27 protein-coding genes are annotated in these 25,362 nt (G+C 45.9%); 15 read left to right on the top strand and 12 right to left on the bottom strand.

Annotated features, from left to right (window positions below; translation table 11 throughout):
* The first annotated feature begins 16 nt into the window (after positions 1-16).
* From hslU to rraA, 3 genes are all read left to right on the top strand, one after another.
* Positions 17-1,348 carry an ATP-dependent protease ATPase subunit HslU gene (gene hslU, locus DD616_RS06060; protein WP_013855851.1) on the top strand — a complete coding sequence of 444 codons (1,332 nt, stop codon included), beginning with the start codon at positions 17-19 and terminating at the stop codon, positions 1,346-1,348.
* Positions 1,349-1,470: 122 nt separating this feature from the next.
* A complete protein-coding gene (locus DD616_RS06055) occupies positions 1,471-2,388 on the top strand; it encodes a 1,4-dihydroxy-2-naphthoate polyprenyltransferase (RefSeq protein ID WP_017043197.1) in 918 nt (305 codons plus the stop codon).
* Positions 2,389-2,464: 76 nt separating this feature from the next.
* The gene (gene rraA, locus DD616_RS06050; RefSeq protein WP_026027418.1) at positions 2,465-2,986 is read left to right on the top strand and encodes a ribonuclease E activity regulator RraA; all 522 of its coding nucleotides are present in this window, start codon (positions 2,465-2,467) and stop codon (positions 2,984-2,986) included.
* Between the two features lie 105 nt (positions 2,987-3,091).
* On the opposite strand, the gene DD616_RS06045 is transcribed toward rraA, so the two are convergent.
* The gene (locus DD616_RS06045; RefSeq protein WP_208872064.1) at positions 3,092-4,429 is read right to left on the bottom strand and encodes an MATE family efflux transporter; all 1,338 of its coding nucleotides are present in this window, start codon (positions 4,427-4,429) and stop codon (positions 3,092-3,094) included.
* 147 nt (positions 4,430-4,576) lie between these two features.
* On the bottom strand, positions 4,577-5,350 hold the full coding sequence (tpiA, locus tag DD616_RS06040) for a triose-phosphate isomerase (protein WP_026027419.1): 774 nt from the start codon (positions 5,348-5,350) through the stop codon (positions 4,577-4,579).
* 292 nt (positions 5,351-5,642) lie between these two features.
* Between tpiA and DD616_RS06035 the strand changes: the two genes are divergently transcribed.
* Together DD616_RS06035 and DD616_RS06030 are read left to right on the top strand one after the other, a co-directional pair.
* On the top strand, positions 5,643-5,990 hold the full coding sequence (locus DD616_RS06035; RefSeq protein ID WP_017043199.1) for a 5-carboxymethyl-2-hydroxymuconate Delta-isomerase: 348 nt from the start codon (positions 5,643-5,645) through the stop codon (positions 5,988-5,990).
* 17 nt (positions 5,991-6,007) lie between these two features.
* Positions 6,008-6,433 carry a DUF805 domain-containing protein gene (locus DD616_RS06030; protein ID WP_029190043.1) on the top strand — a complete coding sequence of 142 codons (426 nt, stop codon included), beginning with the start codon at positions 6,008-6,010 and terminating at the stop codon, positions 6,431-6,433.
* A gap of 76 nt (positions 6,434-6,509) precedes the next feature.
* On the opposite strand, the gene DD616_RS06025 is transcribed toward DD616_RS06030, so the two are convergent.
* Together DD616_RS06025 and DD616_RS06020 are read right to left on the bottom strand one after the other, a co-directional pair.
* On the bottom strand, positions 6,510-6,848 hold the full coding sequence (locus DD616_RS06025; RefSeq protein WP_013855858.1) for a DUF3135 domain-containing protein: 339 nt from the start codon (positions 6,846-6,848) through the stop codon (positions 6,510-6,512).
* Between the two features lie 116 nt (positions 6,849-6,964).
* Positions 6,965-7,582, bottom strand: coding sequence for a helix-turn-helix transcriptional regulator (locus DD616_RS06020; RefSeq protein WP_013855859.1), 618 nt, complete (start codon positions 7,580-7,582; stop codon positions 6,965-6,967).
* A 252-nt stretch (positions 7,583-7,834) separates the two neighbouring features.
* Between DD616_RS06020 and DD616_RS06015 the strand changes: the two genes are divergently transcribed.
* The 4 genes from DD616_RS06015 (at position 7,835) to tnpA (ending at position 11,227) form a co-directional block, all read left to right on the top strand.
* Entirely contained in the window at positions 7,835-8,125 is a 291-nt protein-coding gene (locus DD616_RS06015) for a co-chaperone GroES (RefSeq protein WP_010317634.1), read from the top strand.
* A gap of 69 nt (positions 8,126-8,194) precedes the next feature.
* Positions 8,195-9,829, top strand: a complete 1,635-nt coding sequence (gene groL / locus DD616_RS06010) for a chaperonin GroEL (protein WP_013855861.1) — start codon at positions 8,195-8,197, stop codon at positions 9,827-9,829.
* Between the two features lie 190 nt (positions 9,830-10,019).
* A complete protein-coding gene (locus tag DD616_RS06005) occupies positions 10,020-10,577 on the top strand; it encodes a VC2662 family protein (protein ID WP_026027420.1) in 558 nt (185 codons plus the stop codon).
* Positions 10,578-10,765: 188 nt separating this feature from the next.
* Positions 10,766-11,227 (top strand): IS200/IS605 family transposase, encoded by a 462-nt coding sequence (tnpA, locus tag DD616_RS06000; RefSeq protein WP_208872063.1) that lies wholly within the window; start codon positions 10,766-10,768, stop codon positions 11,225-11,227.
* Positions 11,228-11,337: 110 nt separating this feature from the next.
* Here the strand turns inward: tnpA and DD616_RS05995 are convergent, their stop codons facing one another.
* Complete coding sequence (locus DD616_RS05995; protein ID WP_013855863.1) at positions 11,338-11,811, bottom strand: MgtC/SapB family protein; 474 nt, start codon at positions 11,809-11,811, stop codon at positions 11,338-11,340.
* 71 nt (positions 11,812-11,882) lie between these two features.
* Positions 11,883-12,905 (bottom strand): EF-P beta-lysylation protein EpmB, encoded by a 1,023-nt coding sequence (gene epmB, locus DD616_RS05990; RefSeq protein WP_208872062.1) that lies wholly within the window; start codon positions 12,903-12,905, stop codon positions 11,883-11,885.
* 33 nt (positions 12,906-12,938) lie between these two features.
* Here epmB and efp point away from each other — a divergent pair, with 33 nt between their 5' ends.
* Positions 12,939-13,505 (top strand): elongation factor P, encoded by a 567-nt coding sequence (efp, locus tag DD616_RS05985; RefSeq protein WP_017043203.1) that lies wholly within the window; start codon positions 12,939-12,941, stop codon positions 13,503-13,505.
* Between the two features lie 124 nt (positions 13,506-13,629).
* Here the strand turns inward: efp and frdD are convergent, their stop codons facing one another.
* Genes frdD through frdA form a run of 4 tightly spaced genes read right to left on the bottom strand, consistent with a single transcriptional unit; the run spans position 13,630 to position 16,978 of the window.
* Positions 13,630-14,007 (bottom strand): fumarate reductase subunit FrdD, encoded by a 378-nt coding sequence (gene frdD / locus DD616_RS05980; RefSeq protein ID WP_010317640.1) that lies wholly within the window; start codon positions 14,005-14,007, stop codon positions 13,630-13,632.
* A gap of 12 nt (positions 14,008-14,019) precedes the next feature.
* Positions 14,020-14,403, bottom strand: coding sequence for a fumarate reductase subunit FrdC (gene frdC / locus DD616_RS05975; RefSeq protein WP_013855866.1), 384 nt, complete (start codon positions 14,401-14,403; stop codon positions 14,020-14,022).
* 2 nt (positions 14,404-14,405) lie between these two features.
* Entirely contained in the window at positions 14,406-15,164 is a 759-nt protein-coding gene (locus tag DD616_RS05970) for a succinate dehydrogenase/fumarate reductase iron-sulfur subunit (RefSeq protein WP_017046770.1), read from the bottom strand.
* The gene (frdA, locus tag DD616_RS05965; protein WP_013855868.1) at positions 15,164-16,978 is read right to left on the bottom strand and encodes a fumarate reductase (quinol) flavoprotein subunit; all 1,815 of its coding nucleotides are present in this window, start codon (positions 16,976-16,978) and stop codon (positions 15,164-15,166) included. Before frdA ends, DD616_RS05970 begins: the two co-directional genes overlap by 1 nt.
* Positions 16,979-17,222: 244 nt before the next feature.
* On the opposite strand from frdA, the gene epmA reads away from it, so the two are divergent.
* The 5 genes from epmA to cysE all read left to right on the top strand — a co-directional run bounded on the left by epmA (position 17,223) and on the right by cysE (position 21,571).
* Positions 17,223-18,197 (top strand): elongation factor P--(R)-beta-lysine ligase, encoded by a 975-nt coding sequence (epmA, locus tag DD616_RS05960; protein ID WP_208872061.1) that lies wholly within the window; start codon positions 17,223-17,225, stop codon positions 18,195-18,197.
* Positions 18,198-18,353: 156 nt separating this feature from the next.
* Entirely contained in the window at positions 18,354-18,788 is a 435-nt protein-coding gene (locus DD616_RS05955) for a rhodanese-like domain-containing protein (RefSeq protein ID WP_010317649.1), read from the top strand.
* 167 nt (positions 18,789-18,955) lie between these two features.
* Positions 18,956-19,423, top strand: a complete 468-nt coding sequence (secB, locus tag DD616_RS05950; RefSeq protein WP_013855870.1) for a protein-export chaperone SecB — start codon at positions 18,956-18,958, stop codon at positions 19,421-19,423.
* 181 nt (positions 19,424-19,604) lie between these two features.
* On the top strand, positions 19,605-20,663 hold the full coding sequence (gpsA, locus tag DD616_RS05945; RefSeq protein WP_013855871.1) for an NAD(P)H-dependent glycerol-3-phosphate dehydrogenase: 1,059 nt from the start codon (positions 19,605-19,607) through the stop codon (positions 20,661-20,663).
* A gap of 86 nt (positions 20,664-20,749) precedes the next feature.
* Positions 20,750-21,571, top strand: a complete 822-nt coding sequence (gene cysE, locus DD616_RS05940; RefSeq protein WP_010317654.1) for a serine O-acetyltransferase — start codon at positions 20,750-20,752, stop codon at positions 21,569-21,571.
* Positions 21,572-21,633: 62 nt separating this feature from the next.
* Here cysE and DD616_RS05935 read toward each other — a convergent pair whose 3' ends face one another.
* On the bottom strand, positions 21,634-22,173 hold the full coding sequence (locus tag DD616_RS05935) for a PadR family transcriptional regulator (protein WP_010317655.1): 540 nt from the start codon (positions 22,171-22,173) through the stop codon (positions 21,634-21,636).
* Positions 22,174-22,539: 366 nt separating this feature from the next.
* Entirely contained in the window at positions 22,540-25,173 is a 2,634-nt protein-coding gene (gene ppc / locus DD616_RS05930; RefSeq protein ID WP_026027891.1) for a phosphoenolpyruvate carboxylase, read from the bottom strand.
* Between the last annotated feature and the right edge of the window lie 189 nt (positions 25,174-25,362).

The raw sequence follows: 25,362 nt of genomic DNA, 5'->3' as shown, positions 1-25,362 counted from the left end.
AATTAAGGAAAATCTGATGTCTGAAATGACTCCACGTGAAATTGTTCACGAATTAAATCGCCATATTATTGGTCAAGATAAAGCCAAACGTTCGGTAGCGATTGCGCTGCGTAACCGCTGGCGTCGCATGCAGCTCGAAGAGAGTTTGCGCGCCGAAGTAACGCCGAAAAACATTTTGATGATTGGTCCAACTGGGGTGGGAAAAACAGAAATTGCTCGTCGTCTCGCCAAGCTTGCCAACGCACCATTCATTAAAGTGGAAGCGACCAAATTTACCGAAGTGGGTTATGTTGGTAAAGAAGTGGAAACTATTATTCGCGATTTAACCGATGTCGCGGTAAAAATGACTCACCAGCAAGCGATGGAAAAAGTGCAATTTCGCGCGCAAGAGCAAGCAGAAGAGCGTATTTTAGATGCTTTATTGCCGCCAGCTCGTGATGCTTGGGGAGAGAATGAAAAGGGCGAAGAGAGCTCGAACACTCGCCAAATCTTCCGTAAAAAGTTGCGTGAAGGAAAGCTCGACGACAAAGAGATTGAAATCAATGTCGCTGTCCCTCAAATGGGGGTTGAAATTATGGCACCTCCGGGCATGGAAGAGATGACCAATCAGCTGCAAGGTTTGTTTCAGAACCTTGCAGGGGATACCAAGAAAAAACGCAAACTCAAAATCAAAGAGGCCTTCAAAGCTTTGACTGAGGAAGAAGCGGCAAAGTTGGTCAATCAGGAAGAGCTGAAAGATCAAGCTATTTTTAATGTTGAAAATAACGGTATTGTCTTCATCGATGAGATTGACAAAATCTGTAAACGCGGCGAAAGCTCAGGTCCAGATGTGTCGCGTGAAGGGGTGCAACGTGATTTGCTACCTTTGATTGAGGGCAGTACCGTCTCGACTAAGCACGGCATGGTTAAAACTGATCATATCCTCTTTATTACGTCGGGTGCATTCCAAGTGGCGAAGCCCTCTGATTTAATCCCCGAGTTGCAAGGCCGCTTGCCGATTCGCGTCGAACTTGAAGCATTATCGAGCCATGACTTTAAACGTATTTTGACTGAGCCGAAAGCCTCTCTGACCGAGCAGTATATTGCGCTGATGAAGACGGAAGAGGTGCACATTGAATTCACTGAAGATGGCATCACTCAAATTGCGGAAGCCGCGTGGAAAGTGAATGAAACCACGGAAAATATCGGCGCACGTCGCCTGCATACCGTGATGGAGCGTTTGATGGATGAAATCTCATTTGATGCAACAGAAAAACCGGGCTCCTCAATGATTATCGATGCCGCCTACGTCAAGCAGCGCCTAGGTGAGTTAGTCGAGAATGAAGATTTGAGCCGCTTTATTCTTTAGCGGGTCGAATGGTCAGTACACTGTTTGTAGCCCGTCCAAAGTGACGGGCTTTTTATTGCCGTGTTATACTCGCCAGCAGAACAGTATATACTGACCCCTTTTTTGAACGGCAGTGACCTTGCATGAAGAATTCGCTCCATATCTGGCTTGATGCGGCCAGGCCTAAAACGCTCCCTCTCGCGCTAGTTTCTATTTTAACGGGCAGCGCGTTAGCTTTCTCATCGGGCCATTTTTCGTTGCCAGTAGCGCTGCTTGCTCTGCTTACCGCAACTTTATTACAAATCTTATCCAACCTTGCAAATGATTATGGTGATGCGGTCAAGGGTACGGATAATGAGGCACGCTTAGGGCCAATCAGAGCGATTCAATCCGGTGCGGTGACGCTCGATGATATGAAGCAAGCGATGCTGATTAACATCACATTGACGGTTATCTCGGGTTTGGTGTTGATTTTTTATGCACTGGATAGTGTGCAAAGTATTCTGGCTTTTGTCGGGCTGGGCGTGCTCGCTATTGTGGCCGCGATTGCTTACACGGTCGGTAACAAACCCTACGGCTATGTCGGCTTAGGTGATTTATCCGTGTTCATTTTCTTTGGTTTACTTGGGGTGTCTGGAACCTATTTCTTGCATACCGGCCATGTGGAACCGAGCCTGTTCTTACCCGCGTTAGGCTGTGGCTTATTGGCGGTTGCTGTGCTCAATGTCAACAATATGCGTGATATTGAAAATGATGCAGTTTGCGGTAAAAAAACCGTTGCCGTACGTCTTGGGCAAACGCGTGCCAAGCAATATCATTTTATGCTATTGGCGGGTGCGGTGATCGCTTTTGCTTGGTATTTAGTGATGCAAAGCAGCCCAACGTGGATCAGTTTGCCCTTTTTGTTGAGCATTGTGGTAGTGGTAAAACACAGTAAAGCGGTGTGGGTGAGTGATCAACCTGCGCAGATAGCACCTATGATGCCCGCTATCGTTAAATGTTCACTGATCACCAACTTGTTGTTTGTTGGAATTGTTATAGCTCAAACTCTGACGAGTTAATTGTCGCTTGTCATTGCAATGACTTAATGACCCTATATACTCGGTGAAGATAATTTTCGGCAAGAGAAGAACCATTATGGAATACAACACCTCTGCGTTATGTGATATTTATCTCGACCAAGTCGATGTGGTGGAGCCAATGTTTAGTAACTTTGGTGGAAGCGCATCCTTTGCTGGCCAGCTTACGACGATTAAATGTTTTGAAGATAATGGCTTAATCCGTGAAGTATTAGAGCAAGATGGGCTAGGACGGGTGCTGTTAATTGATGGTGGTGGTTCACTGCGCCGTGCGCTGATTGATGCAGAATTGGCCGCTCTTGCTGAAGAAAATGAGTGGGAAGGTATCGTTGTTTACGGTTGTGTCCGCGAAGTGGATGAACTCGAAGAGATGAGCATCGGCATTCAAGCGCTCGCCTCTATTCCTGTTGGAGCATCCAATCAAGGCATCGGTGAAGTGGATGTGCCTGTCAACTTTGGTGGCGTCACTTTCCTACCTGAAGATTATTTGTACGCTGATAATACGGGTATTATTTTATCTCCTGAGCCTTTAAATGTGGATATGGACTTAGATGATGACCTTGACGAGATTGAAGAGTAGTTTCTCGCGCTGAAAGGCGATGCTTCTAAGTGATAAAGCCAGCATGAATGCTGGCTTTTTTATATTTAGTTCACCATGACGTGCTCAACCAGATAAATGGTAGCATTAGCGAAACAGGTAAGTTCGTTTTAGACGCAGGGCGTAGTAATAACCCAGCAGCCCACCTAAGGTATTGCCTGCGGCAATCCCGATAAACAGCCCTTCGACATCATAGAGATACGAACCTAACCACGCGGCAGGAAGAGTGAACACAAACAGCCGCATCACGCTCCACTGAAAGGCGCGCATAGGTTGATGCAATGCATTCAATCCAGAGACAAGCATCATCACAATGCCTTGAAAGCCATAGCTCAGTGGCACCACCAGCAAATAGTGCCACAATAGATCGCGCACCGAGGGCTCTTGAGAAAATAGGGCTGACAAAGGGATGCTCAGCGGTACCATCATTGCAAAAATCATCAATTGAAATACGATAGAAAAACGCATGCTGAGGAACAGGCCAGCAAAGCTACGCTCAATATTTTTTGCGCCGATGTTTTGTGCCATAAAGGGAGTCAGTGCTGAGGTTAGTGACATCAAGACCAAAATGAGTATCGACTCAATACGCTGCGCTGCGCCGTAAGCGGCTACTGCAGTCGTGCCATGACTGGCCAGCATCATCATTAATAGCGCGCCAGAGAGTGGATTCATTGCATTGGAGAGTGCCGCTGGTGTGCCCACTTTTAAGATCTGCTGCCAATCATGCCATAAAGTAGGAAAATACGGCCATGCCAATAATTTTTCTCTTTTGATTAAGACATATAGCGATCCACACAGTGCGCCTAACCAACTGAATGCACTGGCAATAGCAGCACCTTGGATTCCTAATTCAGGGAAAGGGCCATAACCAAAAATCAGCAGCGGATCGAGCAGACCGTTAATACAACCTGCGAGCATCATAATTTTAGCCGGTGTTTTGGTATCACCCGTTGCTCGAATTGCGCTGTTACCAGCCATGGGAATAACGAGCAAAGGAATGGTCAAATACCAAACCTGCATGTATTGCTCAATCAAAGGGATTAAATCGTCAGTGGCACCAAGCAGTAGGAAAAGTGGCTTAATGGTCAGTAACCCCAGAATTGAAGCGAATGTCACCAGCACCACAGCCAGCAACACGCCATGACTAGAAAAACGCGCCGCATTCTTAGCGTCACCTTGACCGAGTAAGCGGCCAATACTCGTCGAAAGTCCAATACCAATTCCCATGGTGATGCAGTTGACCGCAAAGGTGACGGGAAAGGTAAAACTGATGGCGGCAAGAGATTCGGTGCCCAACAGTGAGATAAAAAAGGTGTCGACCAAGTTAAACATCAAAATCGCGATCAAACCAAAAATCATTGGGATCGTCATTTGAGTGAGCACATTTGGAATTGGGGCGGTTAATAGGCCGTGTTTATCGTGCATTACTGGCAACGTAGGTTAAGCAAAACGTTAGGATACTTGATTCTGGCGATCGCGACTATAGCTGCTAGGATGGGAAGTGTGACGCGAGTGAAGAAACAAAAAAGGCCAGCAAATGCTGACCTTCTTAACGATAATTAGTGTGAATAATTACGCTTTTTTCGCTTCAGCTGCTGCTTTTGCGATAGCTGCAAAGCTTTTCGCATCAAGTGCTGCGCCGCCAACTAGAGCACCATCAATGTCTGGTTGTGCGAAGTAAGCTGCTGCATTTTCAGGTTTGACAGAACCGCCGTATTGGATAACGACATTCTTCGCGACTGCTTCTGATTTTGCAGCAATGTGCGCGCGAATGGCGGCGTGAATACGTTGAGCATCATCTGCTGTTGCTGCTTTACCTGTGCCGATCGCCCAGATTGGTTCGTAAGCGATGATCGCACCTTCTAGCGCTTCAACACCTTGAGTGTTGATCACAGCGTCAAGTTGACGTGCACATACGGCTACTGTTTCGCCAGCTTCGTTTTGTGCTTCAGATTCACCGATACAAAGTACTGGTGTTAGGCCATTTTCTTTTAGGAATGCAAATTTTTGCGCCACAAATTCATCGGATTCGTTGTGGTATTCACGACGCTCTGAGTGACCAATGATGATGTGTGTTGCACCGAATTCTTTCAGCATTGCTGGAGACATATCGCCAGTGAATGCGCCACTGTTGTGTACGTCGCTGTTTTGGGCACCCAGAATGATCGCGCTACCCGCATCGGTCAGAGTGCGCTCTGCTAGGTCAATAAAAAGTGCTGGTGGAGCAACGGCTACGTCAACACCCGTTACGCCTTCAAGCTCTGCATTCAGACCATTTAGCAGCTCAACAACCATCTCTTTGCTGCCGTTTAGTTTCCAGTTACCCATAACTACAGGATGACGCATAGGAATATCTCCATTATCTATCAAAGTTAAAATGAATGAATGTCAAAAATAAACGTGATTGCGAAAGAATATAACAGATAAAATCGGTCAGATCATGATTCGAGTCATGACTTTATGGGATCTTAAGCAATGCGTGACACCCCTTATCAGTGATCAGATAGACAGAATAGCCGATAATGGCTCGGATTTTACGAGATTAATTGCTATTAGTGGCTGTTAAAAGAAAAGCTAGTGATACCAATAAGGCTCACCAGTGTTGAAATTTGATCATGAATGAAGAAAAGGAATTCGTATGCCCAACCTTGTTATGGAATACTCGAACTCTGTGGATGAACGTGTGAATGTTCAAGGGTTATTGGAAGATCTTCACCAAGTCGCACTTCGCTGCGGATTATTTGACGCTGACTCAGTAAAATCACGGGCGCTACGCTGCCACCATTGGTGCATTGGTGAAGAGGGCGACAGTGTTGATTTTATTCACCTCAGCTTTGATTTGCTGTCAGGGCGGACACCTGAACAAAAAAGAGAGTTGTCACGTCAATTAATGGCGGTATTGCAACAGCAAGCTAGTCAAGTCAGGAGTCTGACCGTGAATGTGCGTGATATGGATAAAGATTGCTTCCAAAAGGTTGTAAATTAACCATTTTAGGTAACAAGATGTCAATTAAAGAACTGCTATTTTCATTTCAAGGACGCATCGGGCGCAAAGTATTTTGGATGTGGAATCTCTGTTATTACGCGTCCATTATGGGCTTCGCACTCGCTGCAAACCAAATGTTTCCTGCCTATACGCACCTGATCTTGCCGCTGTTTTTGCTAGTGGTGTTACTGCCTGATTTGGCCATCACGGTAAAACGTTGGCATGACAGAGATAAGTCTGCTTGGTGGTTATTGCTTAATGTCCCTTTGGTGATAGGCCGTATGAGTATGCCTTTTGCGAGTGCCGAGATCGCCACTCAAGCCAGTATGACAGAGTCATTGGTATCGCTGGTCGCACTGGTTTGTGGCTCATGGATTTTAGTCGAATGTGGTTTTATGAAGGGAACGCAAAGCCGCAATCGCTACGGACCTGAACCAGAGTAAACTTGATAGAAAAAAATTGATGAAACAACAGGAGGCCAATGCCTCCTGTTGTTTTAAAAAGCTTCAAATAGCGAGGTTAACGCCAGTCGCTGTGGCGCGGCACAAATGGAATGATGGTCGCGCTCGGTTGAGTGCGCGCCGATTCGCCATCTAAGGCATTTCTAAATTTCATCATCTGTTCGCCGAGCTCACGCATCAGCATAACATTAGCATGGACAGGGTTTTTGCATTGGCTCACCACCAAGTCAATGTGACTTTGCTGAGCCCATAACCTGTCTTGCATGTTGTTGGAAGAGGAGAGGATCATCTCTTCACAGATATCTTTTTTCAGTTGCGTAAAGGCATCTGGATTATGTTTGGCAAGTTCAACCAACTCATCAAAAGAAGGTAAGGCCTGTTTTTGAGGGGGCTCCATATCTTTCTCCTTTACACTATTTCTCTGTTGATTATTTTATCAACACAATGAAAGCATAACCGATCAATAAGGTAGGAGTTGGAACGAAATCGCCATTTCTTACTAATGAGACGATCTTAGCGTGGTGTGATTTGATAACGGCAGCGACGCTCACCCATAATGATGTGTTCGCTCCGTTCAACTACATACTGCTCACCGATCAACGTTTGGAAAATATTAAGTTCAGATTGGCACAGGTTAGGGCAGCGTGCCGCAGCTTTACAGATAGGGCAATGGTTCTCAATTAAAGTGTAACCGTTCGTTGATGGTATGAGCTCTGCCATATAGCCTTCTTGCTCACGAAGCGTCACTAGCTTAGCTAGTTTTTCTTCTAAACTGTGGCAATCAATTAATGCGTGTTGATACTGTGCTAATGTGTGAGCTTCACGCTCTGCCGCTACTTTGGCTAGCCCTTCTTTACCAAAAAGGTGCTCAACAGCATCAATCACTTGGATGATCAACTCGCCATGCCGATCAGCAAATTGGTCGTGGCCTTGTTGTGTCAAAGACCAGTGTCGAGTAGGGCGTCCGACTTTTACTTTGACATCATGAAACGCCACAATGCCATCATCTTCCAAACTTTGTAGGTGCTGGCGAGCCCCCATGGTGGTAATTCCTAGGTCGTCGGCCAGTCGTTTAGCGGTTACCGCTCCATCGCGTTTGATGGTTTGAAGTATTCGGTCAATGGTTTTCATCGCATTCCTCTGTTTGCCTTATCTATTATGAAGAAGCAGCTTAATAAAGCAAATTATTGACTATACAGGATGAGCCGCTAGTAACTTTTGTCAGCACAGAACCAAGATTCGCTATCAATTCGTTAAATAGATCACAAAATTTTCGCTTTCCCCCCTTGGGATCCCTTGCTTGCTCCCCCACATATCACTCACGAGCTGAGTAATCAGCCTTTTCATAAACCTAACGGAAAATCTAATCAGGAGAGACGACCGATGAACATTCGTCCATTACACGACCGAGTTATCGTTGAACGCCAAGAAGTTGAATCTAAATCTGCTGGTGGCATTGTTCTAACAGGTTCCGCTGCAGAGAAATCGACTCGTGGCGTCATCTTAGCAGTAGGCAAAGGCCGAATCCTTGAAAATGGTTCGGTACAACCGCTGGATGTCAAAGTAGGTGATACGGTTATTTTTGCAGAAAGCTACGGTACTAAAACGGAAAAGATCGACGGCAAAGAAGTGCTCATTATGTCTGAAAACGACATCATGGCGATTGTCGAGTAAGCATTGAGTAATTTTTGCTCTGATTCAAAAACGATTGATTAAAACAGAATTTAGAAAAGGAAATTAAAGATGGCTGCTAAAGACGTTAAATTTGGTAACGATGCACGTATTAAAATGCTAGAAGGCGTTAATATTCTAGCCGATGCAGTAAAAGTCACCCTTGGCCCTAAAGGCCGTAACGTTGTGATAGATAAATCGTTTGGTTCACCTATTATCACCAAAGATGGTGTCACTGTTGCGCGTGAAATTGAACTGGAAGACAAATTCCAGAACATGGGTGCACAAATGGTGAAAGAAGTTGCTTCTCAAGCTAACGATGCAGCGGGTGACGGAACGACAACCGCAACGGTATTAGCGCAAGCGATCATCACTGAAGGCTTGAAAGCTGTAGCAGCGGGTATGAACCCAATGGATCTTAAGCGTGGCATCGACAAAGCTGTCGTGGCGGCGGTTGAAGCGTTGAAAGAGCTTTCAGTACCTTGTTCAGACACTAAAGCGATTGCGCAAGTGGGTACTATTTCTGCAAACTCGGATTCAAGCGTGGGTAACATCATTGCTGAAGCGATGGAAAAAGTGGGCCGAGATGGCGTTATCACTGTTGAAGAAGGCCAAGCACTGCAAGATGAACTCGATGTAGTGGAAGGTATGCAGTTTGATCGTGGTTACCTATCTCCTTACTTCATTAATAACCAAGAAGCGGGCAGTGTTGATCTAGATAGCCCATTCATCCTATTGGTTGATAAGAAAATTTCTAACATTCGCGAACTGCTTCCTGCACTTGAAGCGGTAGCAAAAGCTTCTCGTCCACTACTGATTGTGGCGGAAGATGTTGAAGGTGAAGCATTGGCGACGCTAGTTGTGAACAATATGCGTGGTATTGTAAAAGTTGCTGCCGTGAAAGCACCTGGTTTTGGTGATCGCCGTAAAGCGATGCTACAAGACATTGCTACCCTAACGGGCGGTACTGTGATTTCTGAAGAGATCGGTCTTGAGCTTGAAAAAGTGACCTTGGAAGATCTAGGCCAAGCGAAGCGCATCTCTATCACTAAAGAAAACACCACCATCATTGATGGTGCAGGTGAAGAGCAAGCCATTAAAGGTCGCGTTGCACAAATTCGTCAACAAATTGAAGACGCAACTTCAGATTACGACAAAGAAAAACTACAAGAACGCGTGGCCAAACTGGCAGGTGGCGTTGCAGTGATCAAAGTCGGTGCAACCACTGAAGTTGAAATGAAAGAGAAGAAAGATCGTGTAGAAGATGCACTGCATGCAACTCGCGCAGCCGTTGAAGAAGGCGTGGTTGCGGGTGGTGGTGTTGCACTGATCCGTGCGGCTGCTAAAGTTGCGGGCCTTGAAGGTGACAACGAAGAGCAAAACGTAGGTATTCGTGTTGCACTACGTGCGATGGAAGCACCCATTCGTCAAATCGTGAAAAACGCGGGCGAAGAGGATTCTGTTGTAGCTAACAATGTTCGCGCTGGTGAAGGTAACTATGGTTACAACGCTGCGACGGGTGAATATGGCGATATGATCGACATGGGTATTTTGGATCCAACCAAAGTGACTCGTAGTGCGCTACAGTTCGCAGCTTCAGTCGCGGGCCTCATGATCACCACAGAAGCTATGGTGACTGAGCTACCGAAGAAAGAAGCGGCAATGCCTGATATGGGCGGCATGGGCGGTATGGGAGGGATGATGTAATCATCCTCTCTCAATAAGAAACCGGAGCTTGCCTCCGGTTTTTTTTCGCATAATTAGCTCAATCCTGACGTTTGAGTGATCCGACTCTTCTAGACTTCGTCTCTTCACTGATCACAATTTGGTGATGATGTGAGTGAAATAGCGTGAACAAACCCAATATTAACGGTTTCATTGGTCAATGGAGATCTTTATGAAAAAAGTACTTTCAGCACTAGCCGTAGTGGCTGCGTTATCTTCTTCTGTTGCGATGGCTGGCACTCCAGTTATGTTTTCTTCCATCAATAACTTCAATGCGCCGGATGAAAATGCGGTATCAGGTGTTCGTGTTGCGGCTCTTTACGGTAAAGTGAATGAAGTTAAAGGCTTAGATCTCGCCGTTGTTGGATTATCTGAAACTGACTCTACGACGGGTGTAAATTTAGGTCTTTTAGGGGCATCGAAAGTCAATCAAGAGATGACCGGTGCTTCACTCGGTTTGTTAAACTGGAATACAGGGCAAACCGTGGGTGCTAACGTGGGTGTAGTGAATCTGACCAACAATGTACAAGGTGCTAACGTCAGTCTAGTGAACTACTCTGAAGGTAATACCATGGTTGATGTTGGTGCAGCAAACTTCTCTGATACATCGAAAGTGCAAGTGGGTTTGTTCAACAAAACCACAAAAATTGAAGGTGTTCAGGTTGGTCTAATTAACTGTGCGGATAACGGTTTCTTTAAGTGTTTTCCTATCATCAACTTTGCTAAATAGCCGATGAATTGAAATCGAAAGAGCAGCATTAAGCTGCTCTTTTTTTGTATCGAGAAAACCCCCAGCTAGGCTGGGGGTTCCGTAAAGCTTACAGCTATAAGTCAGTTATATAACCCCTTTCAATTTGATAAAAACGTCTTGTGGTCTGGCAACTGCAAGAGTTAATTAAGAATTGAAAGGGGGTCCCAATGGGGGACGAAAAGAGCTTAGCGCACACGCGATGGAATTGTAAATATCATGTAGTTTTTGCACCTAAGTACCGAAGGCAGGTGTTCTATGGTGAGAAACGAAGGGCAGTAGGCGAGATACTTAGAAAACTATGTGAATGGAAAAGTGTGAATATTATTGAAGCGGAGTGCTGCGTAGATCATATTCATATGCTTTTAGAAATCCCACCGAAGATGAGTGTTTCATCATTTATGGGGTATTTGAAAGGAAAAAGTAGCCTGATGCTATATGAGCGATTTGGAGATTTGAAGTTCAAGTACAGGAATCGAGAATTTTGGTGTCGAGGGTATTATGTAGATACGGTAGGAAAAAATACCGAGAAGATACAAAGTTACATAAAGCACCAACTAGAGCAGGATAAAATGGGAGAGCAATTATCGCTCCCGTACTCAGGTAGCCCGTTTACGGGCCGCAGGAAATAGTCATATGCAAATGTCAGATCACTACGCGCCTGCTAGGGCGCTGCCAGTATGAAAGCCTTACAGGCGCATATGAAAAACCACCGGCTATGCCGGTGGATACTTTTTTCACCTTATGTACGACGACGAAAGCGTTGATGAACACCACGGCGCAAACTTTGAAAGCTATTTTCCACCTTATCCACGCCATACAACACACACAATGCTAATACCGTGATAATGATGGATTGCTGTAAGTAACCAAGACCGATCATCAATCCCAGTGATGCCAGTACCCAAATAACAGCGGCCGAGGTGACGCCATGGATTTTCCCATCTTGAGTCATCATCACGCCTGCGCCTAAAAAACCAACCCCAGTAATAATTTGTCCAAGCACGCGAGCTTGATCTAAGGTGTTAGGGGACAGTGATACGGCCATCGCTAGAAAGAGATAAGTCCCTGAGATAATTAATATTGACGTGCGAATACCCACAGGTTTACCGCGGGTTTGGCGTTCAACGCCAATCAGTAACCCATTGATAGCACAGCACAATAATGCAGACCAACTGAATGGACTAAGATCAAGAAATTGTCCGAGAGATTGCATGATGGTTTTCCCAAAAGTATGAAGGTAAGAGTTCGTTGATTGACACCGAACCGCTCTTTGAAGTTCTGTAATTACTCAAGATGCAGATCGAGTGGCGTTTTACTGGCTCTGCCACCGATTTCTCGAGTTAGCTTAGCAACAAGATAGCCCGAGACTCGCTCAATGACACCTGCCATTATTTCTTTTGCTTTTTGATCACTAACAAAAAAGTGCGCTGCGCCTTGCACTTTATCCAGCACATGCAAGTAGTAAGGCAAAATTCCTGCATCAAATAACGTTTCGCTGAGCGCGACTTGCGCGTCAACGCTATCATTGACACCTTTTAACAATACACCTTGGTTGAGTAAGGTAACATTGATGGCGCGCAGACGACTCATCTGCTGTTTGAATTCTAGATTGATTTCATTGGCATGGTTAATGTGCGTCACCAAAATGACTTGTAAGCGAGTTTCACGCAGCAGATCACACAATGCATCGGTGATTCGAGCGGGGATCACCACGGGTAAGCGCGAGTGAATACGCAATCGTTTAATATGAGGCAGGCTGCTGATTGCATCGATGAGCCAACGCAGTTCTTCATCTTTCGCCATTAGCGGATCACCGCCCGATAAAATGACCTCATTGAGCTCGGGATGCGCGGCAATATAGTCGACGCTTTGCTGCCACACCTGCTTTGAGCCTTTATTCTCTTGGTAGGGGAAATGACGACGAAAGCAATAACGGCAGTTAATCGCACAACCACCTTTGACTATCATTAGCACTCGGTTGCGGTATTTATGCAGCAATCCCGGAATGGCATTGTTTTGCTCATCAAGCGGATCATTTGAGTACCCATCATGCCATTCAAACTCTTCATTGAGTGGTAAAACTTGACGCAACAGGGGATCGTAAGGGTTTCCTTTTTCCATGCGATCAACAAAACTTTGTGGCACTCGTAGTGCGAAGAGTTTGCGTGCGGCAAACCCGTTTTGCCAAAGGGCAGGATCAATCTCTAACTGCTGGAGAAGCTCGGCAGGGTTTGAGATCGCATTCGTTAATTGTTGAAGCCAGTTTTGCTCAACAGAATCAAGTTTTCGGGTTATTATATGCGGCATTGAATTTAACTCGAAGAATGGTAAGAGGAAAAAATGGCTACTGTTAGCACGAATGAATTTAAAGGCGGTCTCAAAATTATGCTTGATAATGAGCCTTGTGTCATTCTCGAAAATGAATATGTGAAACCAGGTAAAGGCCAAGCCTTCAACCGTGTCAAAATCCGTAAACTTCTTTCTGGCAAAGTGTTGGAAAAAACATTTAAGTCAGGTGATTCAGTAGAAACGGCTGACGTAATGGATATCGATCTTGATTATCTCTATAACGACGGCGAATTCTACCACTTTATGAATAATGAAACATTCGAGCAAATTGCGGCGGATAATAAAGCGGTGGGTGAAAGCGCAAAATGGCTAGTGGAAAACAACACTTGCATGTTGACGCTTTGGAACGGCAACCCAATTGCGGTAACGCCACCAAACTTTGTTGAACTTGAAGTGGCTGAAACTGATCCTGGCTTGAAAGGTGATACGCAAGGTACGGGTGGTAAACCCGCTACGTTGGTCACAGGTGCTGTGGTACGTGTGCCACTGTTCATCTCTATCGGTGAAGTGATCAAAGTGGATACCCGCTCTGGTGAATACGTAGGTCGAGTCAAATAATCACCTCAAAGTAAGTAAGAAGGTCGCTCGGTAAGCGGCCTTTTTTATTGCTCCAAAGCTGAGTGAGTGCCGTAGTAAAAAAGAGCTGCCGAGGCAGCTCTTTGATGTCATCACTTTTCCATCTTTAAATCATAAAGATAAAAACGACAGCGAGCGCGGAAATCAGCCCAGCAAACGCATAACAAGCGATTTTACCCACTAAACCGGTGTGGAATTTTAGGTCATGCATACCGTGGTGGACACGGTGCATGGCATGCCACATCGGTAAGGCTAATGTGCCAATGATAAACAGTGCGCCGATGATGCTAGTCGCAAAACTCGAAACGCGTTCATAACTCATTGCTTCAGCATCGATAATGCCTAATGGTGCTAAAATACCCAACACGAGAATGGTGATCGGGGTAATCATCGCAAACCATGTTCCACCAGCACCAAACAGCCCCCACCAGATAGGTTCATCAGAACGTTTTGGCGTGCGATTTACCTTATAATTGTTGTTCATGACTATAAGCTCCTACACCACGATGAGAACAATCAGTGAGATAAACGCAACCGCTGCCCACTGAGTTAATACGATGATTTTCTTGTCGATTAGCTTACCCTTCAAGCGGATTGGCATCACTTGCGGCATCATGCTAAAGAAGGTTTGTGCATGCAGCAAACTCCCCGCCAACGCGACAATATTGATTGCGACCACAATTGGGTTTGCCATAAAGCTTAGCCAGCCTTCCCATGCTTCAGGGCCTTTAACCAAGCAGCCCAAGCCAAAGGTAAGGAATAAGGTAAATAATATCAGTGGCAGTACCGTGGCTTCACGCAACATGTAGAAGCGGTAGAATGGGTGATCTTTCCACCAAGTACGTGTCATTTCACGAACGTAAGGTTTACGGTTACTCATCCTTATCCCTCCACTTTCTTTGGTGAACCGTCAGGTTTTAGCATGGCAATCACGAAGTCCATTGAAGATTCAACTTTGCCTTGGTTGACGGCTGCCGCTGGGTCAACGTGTTTTGGACACACTTCAGAGCAGTAACCAACAAAGGTACAACCCCAAGCACCGTTATCACCATTGATAAGCTTCATACGCTCGGCTTTACCATGGTCACGGCTATCTAAGTTGTAGCGGTGAGCAAGGGTTAATGCTGCGGGGCCAATAAACTCAGGGTTCAAACCAAACTGAGGGCAGGCCGCGTAGCAAAGACCGCAGTTAATACAACCAGCAAATTGTTTGTATTTGGCCATTTGCTCTGGCGTTTGTAAGTTGGTGCCATCTTCAGGTTTGCGATCGTTGCCAATGATGTAGGGTTTAATGGCTTCAAGACGCTCGATAAACGAAGTCATATCCACGATCAAATCTTTTTCAATTGGGAAGTTGGCTAAAGGTTCAATTTTCACGCCATTAGGGTAATCGCGCAGGAAGCTTTTACAAGCCAATTTAGGTACGCCATTAACCATCACACCACACGAACCGCAGATCGCCATACGGCAAGACCAGCGATAAGAGAGATCCTTATCGAGGTTATCTTTGATGTAGCCAATCGCGTCGAGCACTGACATGGTGTCATCAAAGGGAACTTCAAACGCTTGCAGGCGTGGCTTAGCATCTTTTTCTGGGTCGTAGCGCAAAATGTCTACTTTTTGAATGCGATTTGCTGACATTATTTTTGCTCCTCTGCGCTTTTCTCTTCTGCCGCTTTTTCCGCAGCGGCAGCCTGTTCTGCCGCTTCACCATAGAGACGAGCTTTCGGCTGAGATTTCGTGATCTTAACTGCGCTGTAGTCGATACTTGGAGCAGCATCAGGTTGATAGAAAGCTAAAGAGTGCTTGAGGTAGTTCACATCATCACGCTCAGTACAACCTTCGTCTAAACGCTGATGCGCACCGCGAGATTCTTTACGCAAGATAGCTGAGTGAACCATAGCTTCAGCCACTTCAAGGCCATAACCGACTTCGATAGCGTACAGAAGGTCGGTGTTGAACACTTTGCCTTTATCTTTAATGCTAATGTTCTTGTAGCGTGCTTTTAGCTCGGTGATTTTATCAATCGTCGCTTGCATTAAATCTTCTTGGCGGTAGATACCACAACCCGCTTCCATGGTGTGACCCATCTCAGTGCGAATGGTGGCCCAGTTTTCATCACCTTCTTGGTTCATTAACGCTGCAATACGCTCTTCTACGGCTTTGACTTGTTTGGCGATAGACTCATCGTTCCAACCTTTGAATTCCGCTGCGCGTTTCACTGCACTTTCACCCGCAACGCGGCCAAAAACCACAAATTCAGCTAATGAGTTAGAACCCAAACGGTTTGCACCATGCAAGCCAACCGAGGCACATTCGCCGACAGCAAACAGACCTTTGATGCGCGTTTCACATTGTCCATCCGTTTCGATACCACCCATGGTGTAGTGTACGGTTGGACGAATTGGGATCGGCTCTTTTGCTGGATCAACGTTGACGTAAGCTTTCGCTAGTTCACAGATGAACGGCAAACGCTCTTGTAAGTACTCTTCACCGAGGTGGCGAAGATCAAGCAGCACCACATCACCAAGCGGATGTTTGATGGTGTTGCCTTTCTGTTGTTCATGCCAGAAAGCTTGAGAAACTTTGTCGCGAGGACCGAGTTCCATGTATTTGTTTTTAGGCTGACCCACCGGAGTTTCTGGGCCCATACCGTAATCTTGCAGATAACGATAGCCATTTTTATTGACGATGATACCACCTTCACCGCGGCAGCCTTCCGTCATCAAAATACCCGTGCCAGGTAGGCCAGTTGGGTGGTATTGCACGAACTCCATATCGCGTAGAGGGACGCCATGACGATAAGCCATCGCCATACCATCGCCGGTGACAATGCCGCCGTTGGTGTTGCAGTGGTACACACGGCCGGCGCCACCAGTGGCTAATACCACAGATTTTGCTTTGATGGTTACTAGCTCACCTTCGGACATATGAATCGCGATAAGCCCTTGAACTTCGCCATCTTCAACAAGTAGATCCACCACGAAATACTCATCAAATCGATTGATTTGTGGGTACTTCATTGAAGTTTGGAAGAGGGTGTGAAGCATGTGGAAGCCTGTTTTGTCAGCCGCAAACCAAGTACGCTCGACTTTCATGCCACCAAAACGGCGTACGTTGACTTCGCCATTTTCTTTACGGCTCCATGGGCAACCCCACTGTTCCATTTGCACCATCTCGCGGGTCGAGTTGGCCACAAAATATTCAACAACATCCTGTTCACATAGCCAATCTCCACCACCAACGGTATCGTTGAAGTGGTTGTCAAGGCTATCTTCTTCCTTGATAACTGCTGCTGAGCCTCCTTCCGCTGCAACCGTATGAGATCGCATAGGATAAACTTTAGAAATCAGAGCAACTTCTAAATCAGGGTTTGCTTCAGCGGCTGCAATTGCAGTGCGAAGACCAGCGCCGCCTGCGCCGATGACTGCGATATCTGTGGTGATAATTTGCACAGTTATCCTCCGGTGTGTGATGCGGAAAATCCGCTTGTTATAGTTAAAGGTTCGTAAGCCTTAAGTGGTACGGGTAGTGTAGAAGAGCTGTGTAAGGAAAAAATTGATTCTGTTAGGTTTTTGCTTCGGAAGTGCAAGCGCGAGCATACTTATTTTTCTTTGTGTGATAATAATCACGTTAGAATTTGGAATTGCGCTTTAAGTCAGTAAAATTCATATCATCCAAACTTATGTGTGCCAGAACATGAATAGAAAAAACTGGATGCCAACCGCATCAATATCACAACTCAAACAGCGTGCTCAGTTACTCAAGCAGATCCGCCATTTCTTTGAACTACGAGATGTATTGGAAGTCGATACACCAGCCATGAGCCATGCCACGGTAACCGACATTCATTTGCAAACCTTCCAAACCCAATTTGTTGGCCCAGGGTATGCTGATGGCCGTCAACTTTATTTAATGACAAGCCCAGAGTTTCATATGAAACGACTTTTGGCGGCGGGGAGTGGTTCGATTTATCAGATCAATAAAGCGTTTCGCAACGAGGAAAATGGCCGCTATCACAACCCAGAATTTACGATGTTAGAGTGGTATCGGGTTGGTTTTACTCACCATGATTTAATGGATGAGATGGATCAATTGCTGCAACTTATTTTGCAGTGTGGAGCGGCGCAGAAGATGAGCTACCAACAAGCATTTTTACAGGTACTTGGGGTTTGTCCGTTAGAAGGCTCAATGAACGAGTTAAAAGCGGCTGCGAGCCGATTAGGTCTAAGTGACATTGCTGAGCCAGAAGAGGATAGAGATACCTTACTGCAACTGCTATTTAGTGTCGGTGTTGAGGCGGAAATTGGTCAACAGGTTCCCGTTTTTGTTTACGATTTTCCTGCATCACAAGCGGCACTAGCTAAGATTAACCCGCAAGATCATCGTGTTGCGGATCGCTTTGAGGTCTATTTCAAAGGGATTGAACTTGCGAATGGTTTTCATGAGCTAGACAACCCACAAGAGCAACTGGCTCGTTTTGAAGCGGATAACCAAAAGCGTAAAACGATGGGGCTGGCTGAACAGCCGATTGACTACCACTTGATAGCAGCGTTAGAGGCTGGCTTACCTGAATGTTCAGGAGTAGCGCTTGGTATTGATCGCTTGATTATGCTGGCGTTAGGCCAAGATCATATTGATAACGTGACGGCTTTTCCTTTTCCGATAGCTTAAGCTTTTAAGCTGATGTGGATTGCGCGCTTGTAGTGCGATGAGCGCGCTGAAAAACGGCAACAGTTTCTTATTATGCAATGTAAGCCCTCGCGTCTGGCTGACAACCTCGTTATACTCCTTGTCTGATTTTAAGCCCACATTGCAAGAGCACAGAATATGCAAGAGTACATCGAATTTTTCCAACACAATATGATTCTATCTTTGGCATGGGTAGGTATTCTCGTCGCCTTAATCATGAGCATCGTGAAATCAACCACGGCAGCCTATAAAGAGATCACCGCTTCACAAACGACGCTTTTAATGAATCGTGAAAACGGTGTTGTTGTCGATATCCGCACGAAAGATGAATTTAAAAAAGGCCATATTACCGATGCGGTTCACATTTTACCGTCAGATATTAAATCCGGTAACTTGGCTAGCCTTGAAAAACACAAGTCTGACCCAATCATTGTGGTATGTAAAACGGGTCAAACCGCGCAAGAGAGTGCCAACCTGCTTGCTAAAGCTGGGTTTGAGAATGTGAATTTACTGAAAAATGGTCTTGTAGCTTGGAATGAAGCGAACTTGCCATTGGTTCGTGGCAATAAATAATTCACTGATCGCGGTTATCTTGAACTGAGTGTGCTGGCTGAAAAGCCAGCATTTGATGCTAAGAGTTGTGATGTTTTCCACGTAATCGTGAGCTCATCTAGTCATTCGAAATCAGCTCGGTTAGTCTAAAAGCAACACTGAATTTGTAAGTATTTAAGGATTTAATCATGGCTGAAGCCGCACAACAAACAGCACAACAAAATTTCGCAATTCAACGTATCTTTCTAAAAGATGTCTCTTTTGAAGCGCCAAACTCACCTGTTATGTTCCAAAAAGAGTGGAATCCAGATGTGAAGTTGGATCTTGACACTCAAAGTCGTGATCTGGGTGAAGGTGTGTATGAAGTCGTATTACGCCTAACGGTGACAGTGAAAAACGCGGAAGAAATCGCGTTCTTATGCGAAGTGCAACAAGGTGGTATTTTTACTGCTGAAAAAATGGAAGCGGGTCAACTTGCTCATTGTTTAGGTGCATTCTGCCCGAACATTCTGTTCCCATATGCACGTGAAACGATTTCTAGCTTAGTTGTTAAAGGGACATTCCCACAACTTAACCTTGCACCAGTGAACTTTGATGCATTGTTTATGAACTACCTACAACAACAAGCGACTCAAGGCGAGCAAGCAGAAGCTTAATCGTTAATGACGTGAGATCATTAACGTTGGCGTTCCACGTCAGACTTTGATGATAAAAAATGCACAAAGCATCCCAGATAATGATGGTGCGTTGTGCATTTTTTGTTTATTTCGAATGCCAATACCTCCGTTCCTTGCTACTCCGTATTGAAAGCTGTATCGGAAGGAATTTAGGTATAACATGACAACACGAATAGCAATGGACGAAACAATGACAGATCCTAACAGTATTTACGGTAAAGCGATCACCATGACAGTAGTTGGTGCGGGTTCTTACGGCACATCTCTGGCGATTTCTTTAGCACGTAACGGTGCTAATGTTGTCCTTTGGGGACACGATGCTAAGCATATGGCTCGTCTTGACGCTGATCGTGCTAACCAAGAATTTTTACCCGGTATTGATTTTCCCGATTCGCTGATTGTGGAAACCGATTTGAAAAAAGCGGTACAAGCGAGCCGCGATTTGTTGGTTGTAGTTCCGAGCCACGTATTTGGCCTTGTTATGAAGAGTTTAAAGCCTCACTTACGTGATGATTCCCGTATTTGTTGGGCAACCAAAGGGCTTGAACCTGAAACGGGCCGGTTACTGATGGATGTGGCCTATGACACCATTGGCGAGCGCTATTCATTGGCAGTGTTATCTGGGCCGACTTTTGCTAAAGAGCTGGCGATGGGAATGCCTACCGCAATTTCTGTTGCCTCGCCTGACGCGCAGTTTGTCGAAGATCTGCAAGGCAAAATTCACTGCAGCAAAACTTTCCGCGTTTACGCCAATAGTGATTTTATTGGCATGCAGCTAGGTGGTGCGGTGAAAAACGTGATTGCGATTGGCGCTGGCATGTCCGATGGGATTGGCTTTGGTGCGAATGCGCGTACTGCATTGATTACGCGCGGTCTGGCCGAAATGTGCCGTTTGGGTGCAGCGTTAGGTGCTCAGCCTGAAACCTTTATGGGGATGGCTGGATTGGGTGACTTAGTGCTCACTTGCACCGATAACCAATCACGTAACCGTCGCTTTGGTTTGGCGTTGGGACAAGGGAAAGACGTGGATACGGCGCAGCAAGAAATTGGCCAAGTGGTTGAAGGTTATCGCAACACCAAAGAGGTGTGGTTATTAGCGGCGCGCATGGAGGTTGAAATGCCAATAGTTGATCAAATCTATCAAGTGCTGTATCAAGGAAAAGATGCGCGTGTTGCAGCACAAGATTTGCTGGCTCGTGATAAAAAAGCAGAACGCTAATTCATTGCTCATGATTAGGCACAAAGCCTATTAGCAATCTACATTGACGCTCTAGAGATTGGATGAGGAAGGGTGATCAACCAACGATGAAACATTGCGAAAAACTCAAAGTGTGGCAAGCCATAGTCAAAGAGGCGCGCGAGCAGTCAGAGCAAGAACCGATGCTGGCTAGTTTTTATCATGCCACTATTATTAAGCATGATAGTTTAAGCTCGGCCTTGAGCTACATTCTTGCCAATAAGCTGAATACGGCCTCAATGCCAGCGATGGCGGTGCGTGAAGTGGTCGAAGAGGCATTTGCCGCAGACCCCAGCATTATGGAAGCGGCGGCGTGTGACATCTGCGCGACTGTCAATCGCGACCCCGCGGTATCTATGTTTTCAATGCCTCTACTTTATCTCAAGGGCTACCATGCCTTACAAGGCTATCGCGTCGCGAATTGGTTATGGAAGCAAGGTCGAGTGGCGTTGGCTACCTATTTTCAAAACCAAATCTCGGTAGCTTGCCAAGTGGACATCCATCCTGCTGCACGTATTGGCCGCGGTATCATGCTTGACCATGCTACGGGCATTGTGATCGGTGAAACCGCAGTGGTGGAGAATGATGTCTCTATTTTACAAGATGTAACGCTAGGTGGAACGGGTAAAGAGTGCGGCGATCGCCACCCGAAAATTCGTGAAGGCGTGATGATTGGCGCGGGTGCCAAAATTCTCGGTAATATTGAAGTGGGCGAAGGGGCGAAAATTGGTTCTTGTTCGGTGGTATTGCAAGCGGTGCCTCCGCACACTACCGTCGCTGGAGTGCCAGCCAAAATTGTCGGTCGTCCGCAAACCGATAAGCCTTCGTTAGATATGGACCAACAATTTAATGGTCGCTCTCAAAGTTTCATTGCCGGTGATGGTATTTGATTTGGTCGCGGAAAACAAAAAGGGTGATGCTCACAGAGCATCACCCTTTTTTATGGTTGGCATTAAGCCATTGCATCGAGTTCAGCAAGCACTTCTTCAGCCCAATCAACCCACGCTTGGCGAACCAGTAGGTTGCGGCGTAGTGTTAGACGTTCAAGGCGCTGTAGCTTATCGAGAGTAGCTGGTGTTGCATAGTACGCAGACTCAATCTCTTTGTAGTGAGCAACCAGTTTTTTCGATTCTTCAACTAATTCACCCAGTTGAATTCGGTAAGGTGTTGCTGGTTGTACCGCGCAAGCGATCAATTTAGCGCTAAATTCATCACGTACGGTTGGGTGAGCTGTAGGTTGGTCAAACCATTCACCTAAAGCGCTGCGACCTGCATCGGTGATGGAGTAAACTTTACGATCTGGCTTGCCATCTTGCGGTTCTAATACACAAGTGACTAGGCCTTGTTGACCCATTTTATTCAGTTCGCGGTAAACTTGTTGGTGGCTGGCTTTCCAAAAATAGCCAATGCTCGAAGAGAACTCTTTTGTGATGTCGTACCCTGTGGCATCGCGAGTGCTCAAAACAGTGAGGATAACGTGTGGTAATGACATGTCTTTAATCCAAATGGTTAATAAACTCAAAAACAACTTGCTCAAACTCGTGTTGTGCTTCTGATGGCATCAATCATGAATGAGTTTAAGCAACACCCACCGTTCTATTGACGGAGTGGGTTGTGTCACCTTAAAAAGCCGTTTATCACCTAGGATTATATGCGTGACGCATATCGACCTGCGATTTGTTATGTTTGTATGCTACCGCAGAGGAGCAGTAGTATATCTAAATAATAAGCATAAAGTAGAATACTTTGTTAGTTTAGCTTAAAAAACTGATAATATGCTCAATAATTTTTGTGATTTAAAATAAAAAGCCGCACAGAGGCGGCCTTTTAGCTAGTTTGTGAAATAAAATGCTGTTACTTAGCCTGTGTTACGCATTCCTGCTGCAATACCCGCGATAGTCACCATTAAGGCTTCTTCTAACTCTGCTGGTGCGGTTTCGGTTTGGCGGGTGCGGTACAACAGCTCTGCTTGCAGCATATTTAATGGCTCAACATAGATATTGCGCAAACGGATTGACTCTTGACCCCAAGGATCGCTTTGCATCAAGTTCTCATTGTTTTCTACATTTAACACCGCTTTGATGTCTTTCTGTAATTGAGAACGCAAACGCTCACCGAGCGGGCGTAACGATTCATCGACTAGGCGTTCATCGTAATAGCGTGAGATTTCAATGTTGCACTTGGAGTAAACCATCTCTAGCATGCCCAAACGCGTTGAGAAAAATGGCCATTCACGGCACATCTCTTCCAGCAGTGCTTGGTGTCCTTTATCGATAGAAAACTGAATTGCTTCTCCCGCACCTAGCCAGGCTGGTAGCACGAGGCGGTTTTGGCTCCAAGAGAAGATCCACGGGATTGCACGTAAGCTTTCGACTCCACCATTAGGGTTGCGTTTAGCCGGACGTGAACCGAGCGGTAATTTACCCAGCTCTAGCTCTGGCGTTGCTTGGCGGAAGTACGGGACAAAGTCCGGCTCGCCGCGAACAATATGGCGATACGCTTCGCAAGAGACTTCAGACAATACCTCCATTAAGTCGCGCCAATCTTGTTTTGGCTCTGGTGGTGGCAGCAGGTTCGCTTCTAAAATGGCGCTGGCGTACATCGTAAAACTATTGACCGCTACTTCTGGTAGACCAAGTTTAAAGCGGATCATTTCGCCTTGCTCCGTCACACGCAAGCCACCTTTTAAGCTTTTGGGTGGTTGTGAAAGCAGTGCCGCATGTGCTGGAGCGCCCCCGCGACCAATGGTGCCGCCACGTCCATGGAATAGTGTCAGTTCAATTCCGGCCTCTTCACTGACATTAACCAAAGCTTCCATTGCGCTGTATTGCGCCCAACCGGCGGACATTACACCTGCATCTTTAGCGGAATCAGAGTAACCAATCATCACCATCTGGTGGTTTTGAATAAAGCCACGATAGAGATCAATGCCCATTAGTTGGCGGATCACCGTTTCTGCGTTGTTTAAATCATCCAAAGTTTCGAACAGTGGACAAACGTCCATGCGATAAGGACAGCCACACTCTTGCAACAATAGATGTACGGCAAGTACATCTGATGCGGTACGAGCCATCGAAATCACATAAGCACCAAAGGCTTCGCGAGGCTGAGAAGCAACGATTTTACAGGTGTCGATCACCTCTTGTACCGCTTCTGAAGGCTGCCAGTCACGAGGTAACAAAGGACGTTTTGAGCTCAACTCATTGGTGAGAAATGCAATTTTGTCTTGCTCGCTCCACTGGTCATAATCACCAATGCCTAAATAACGGGTGAGCTCGGAGATCACATCAGAGTGACGAGTGCTCTCTTGGCGAATATCCAAACGTACAAGATGCACACCAAACGCTTTAATCCGGCGCAGAGTATCAAGCAGCGAGCCATCGGCAATGACGCCCATGCCGCATTGATGTAAAGATTGGTAGCAGGCATAAAGCGGTTCCCACAACTGTGCGATATTTTGCAGTGGTGCTTTGCGTGCCAGTTGTTGGCCATTGATCTTGGCATCCAACACTTCCAGTGTTTCGCTGAGTAGTTCACGCAGGCGTTTGAGAATAGCGCGATAAGGTTCGTGTTCATCTATGCCAGCCAAATCGCGTAGCGCGTCACTGCATTTGGTCATCGACAATTCGCTGACCAGCTCATTGATATCACCTAGGTAGAGATCGGCCGCTTTCCAGCGAGAAAGCAGCATTACTTCACGGGTGATTTTATGAGTCACAAAGGGGTTACCATCACGGTCGCCGCCCATCCACGAAGAAAAATGCACAGGGCGTGCATCAATTGGTAGCCCTTCACCTAAGTAGTTGGTGAGGTGCTCATCAAATTCACGAAGAAAATCAGGCACGGCTTGCCATAGAGAATTTTCCACCACCGCAAAGCCCCATTTTGCTTCATCCAGTGGCGTAGGGCGCTGCTTACGAATCACATCTGAATGCCAGCTTTGCGCGATCAACTGTTCTAAACGGCGTTCGGTTTTTTGGCGCTCTTTAAATGAAAGATCACTGAGTTCAAGCTTGGAGAGACACTCGTTAATTTTCACCAGCTTGTTGATCATCGTGCGGCGTGTAATTTCGGTTGGGTGAGCCGTTAGCACTAACTCGATATTGAGATCGCGTACCGCTTGAGCAGCATCCAATTTACTGATTTTATTTTGATTCAGTTTAGTAAACAGTAAATTAATCGCATCAGGCTCACACACATGTTCTTCACAGTGACGTGAAATGGTGTGGTACTGCTCGGCCATGTTGGTTAAGTTAAGAAATTGGTTGAATGCCCGCGCTACTGGGGTGAGCTGTTCGTTGGGAAGGTTTTTGATCTCTTCAACCAAGCTGTCTCGGTCGGCTTGATTGCCATTACGGGCTGATTTTGAAAGTTTTCGGATGGTTTCCACTTTCTCTAAGATAACGTCACCATGGGCGTCCTGAATGGTGTTGCCCAGCAAACGGCCAAGCATGCTCACGTTACTTTTGAGCGCAGCGTATTTTTCGTTCATTGTCATCCTGCCTTGTAAAAAAATTACATCCATTGTTCCTTGCTAAGTACACAATCTAGCGAAAAGATCCCTGTAGAGTCAAATAAAGCCGACTATTTTTACGATTATTGCTGAATGTTATTGAACGTGATCATTTGGTGAATAATTGGCGTAAATTACTGAAATTTTATTACAAAAATGCCCGACCGT

Origin of the sequence: Vibrio anguillarum, assembly GCF_003390515.1 — a bacterium.
In the GTDB taxonomy this organism is placed as follows: Bacteria; Pseudomonadota; Gammaproteobacteria; order Enterobacterales; family Vibrionaceae; genus Vibrio; species Vibrio anguillarum.
This window is presented reverse-complemented; position numbering and strand designations above follow the sequence as displayed.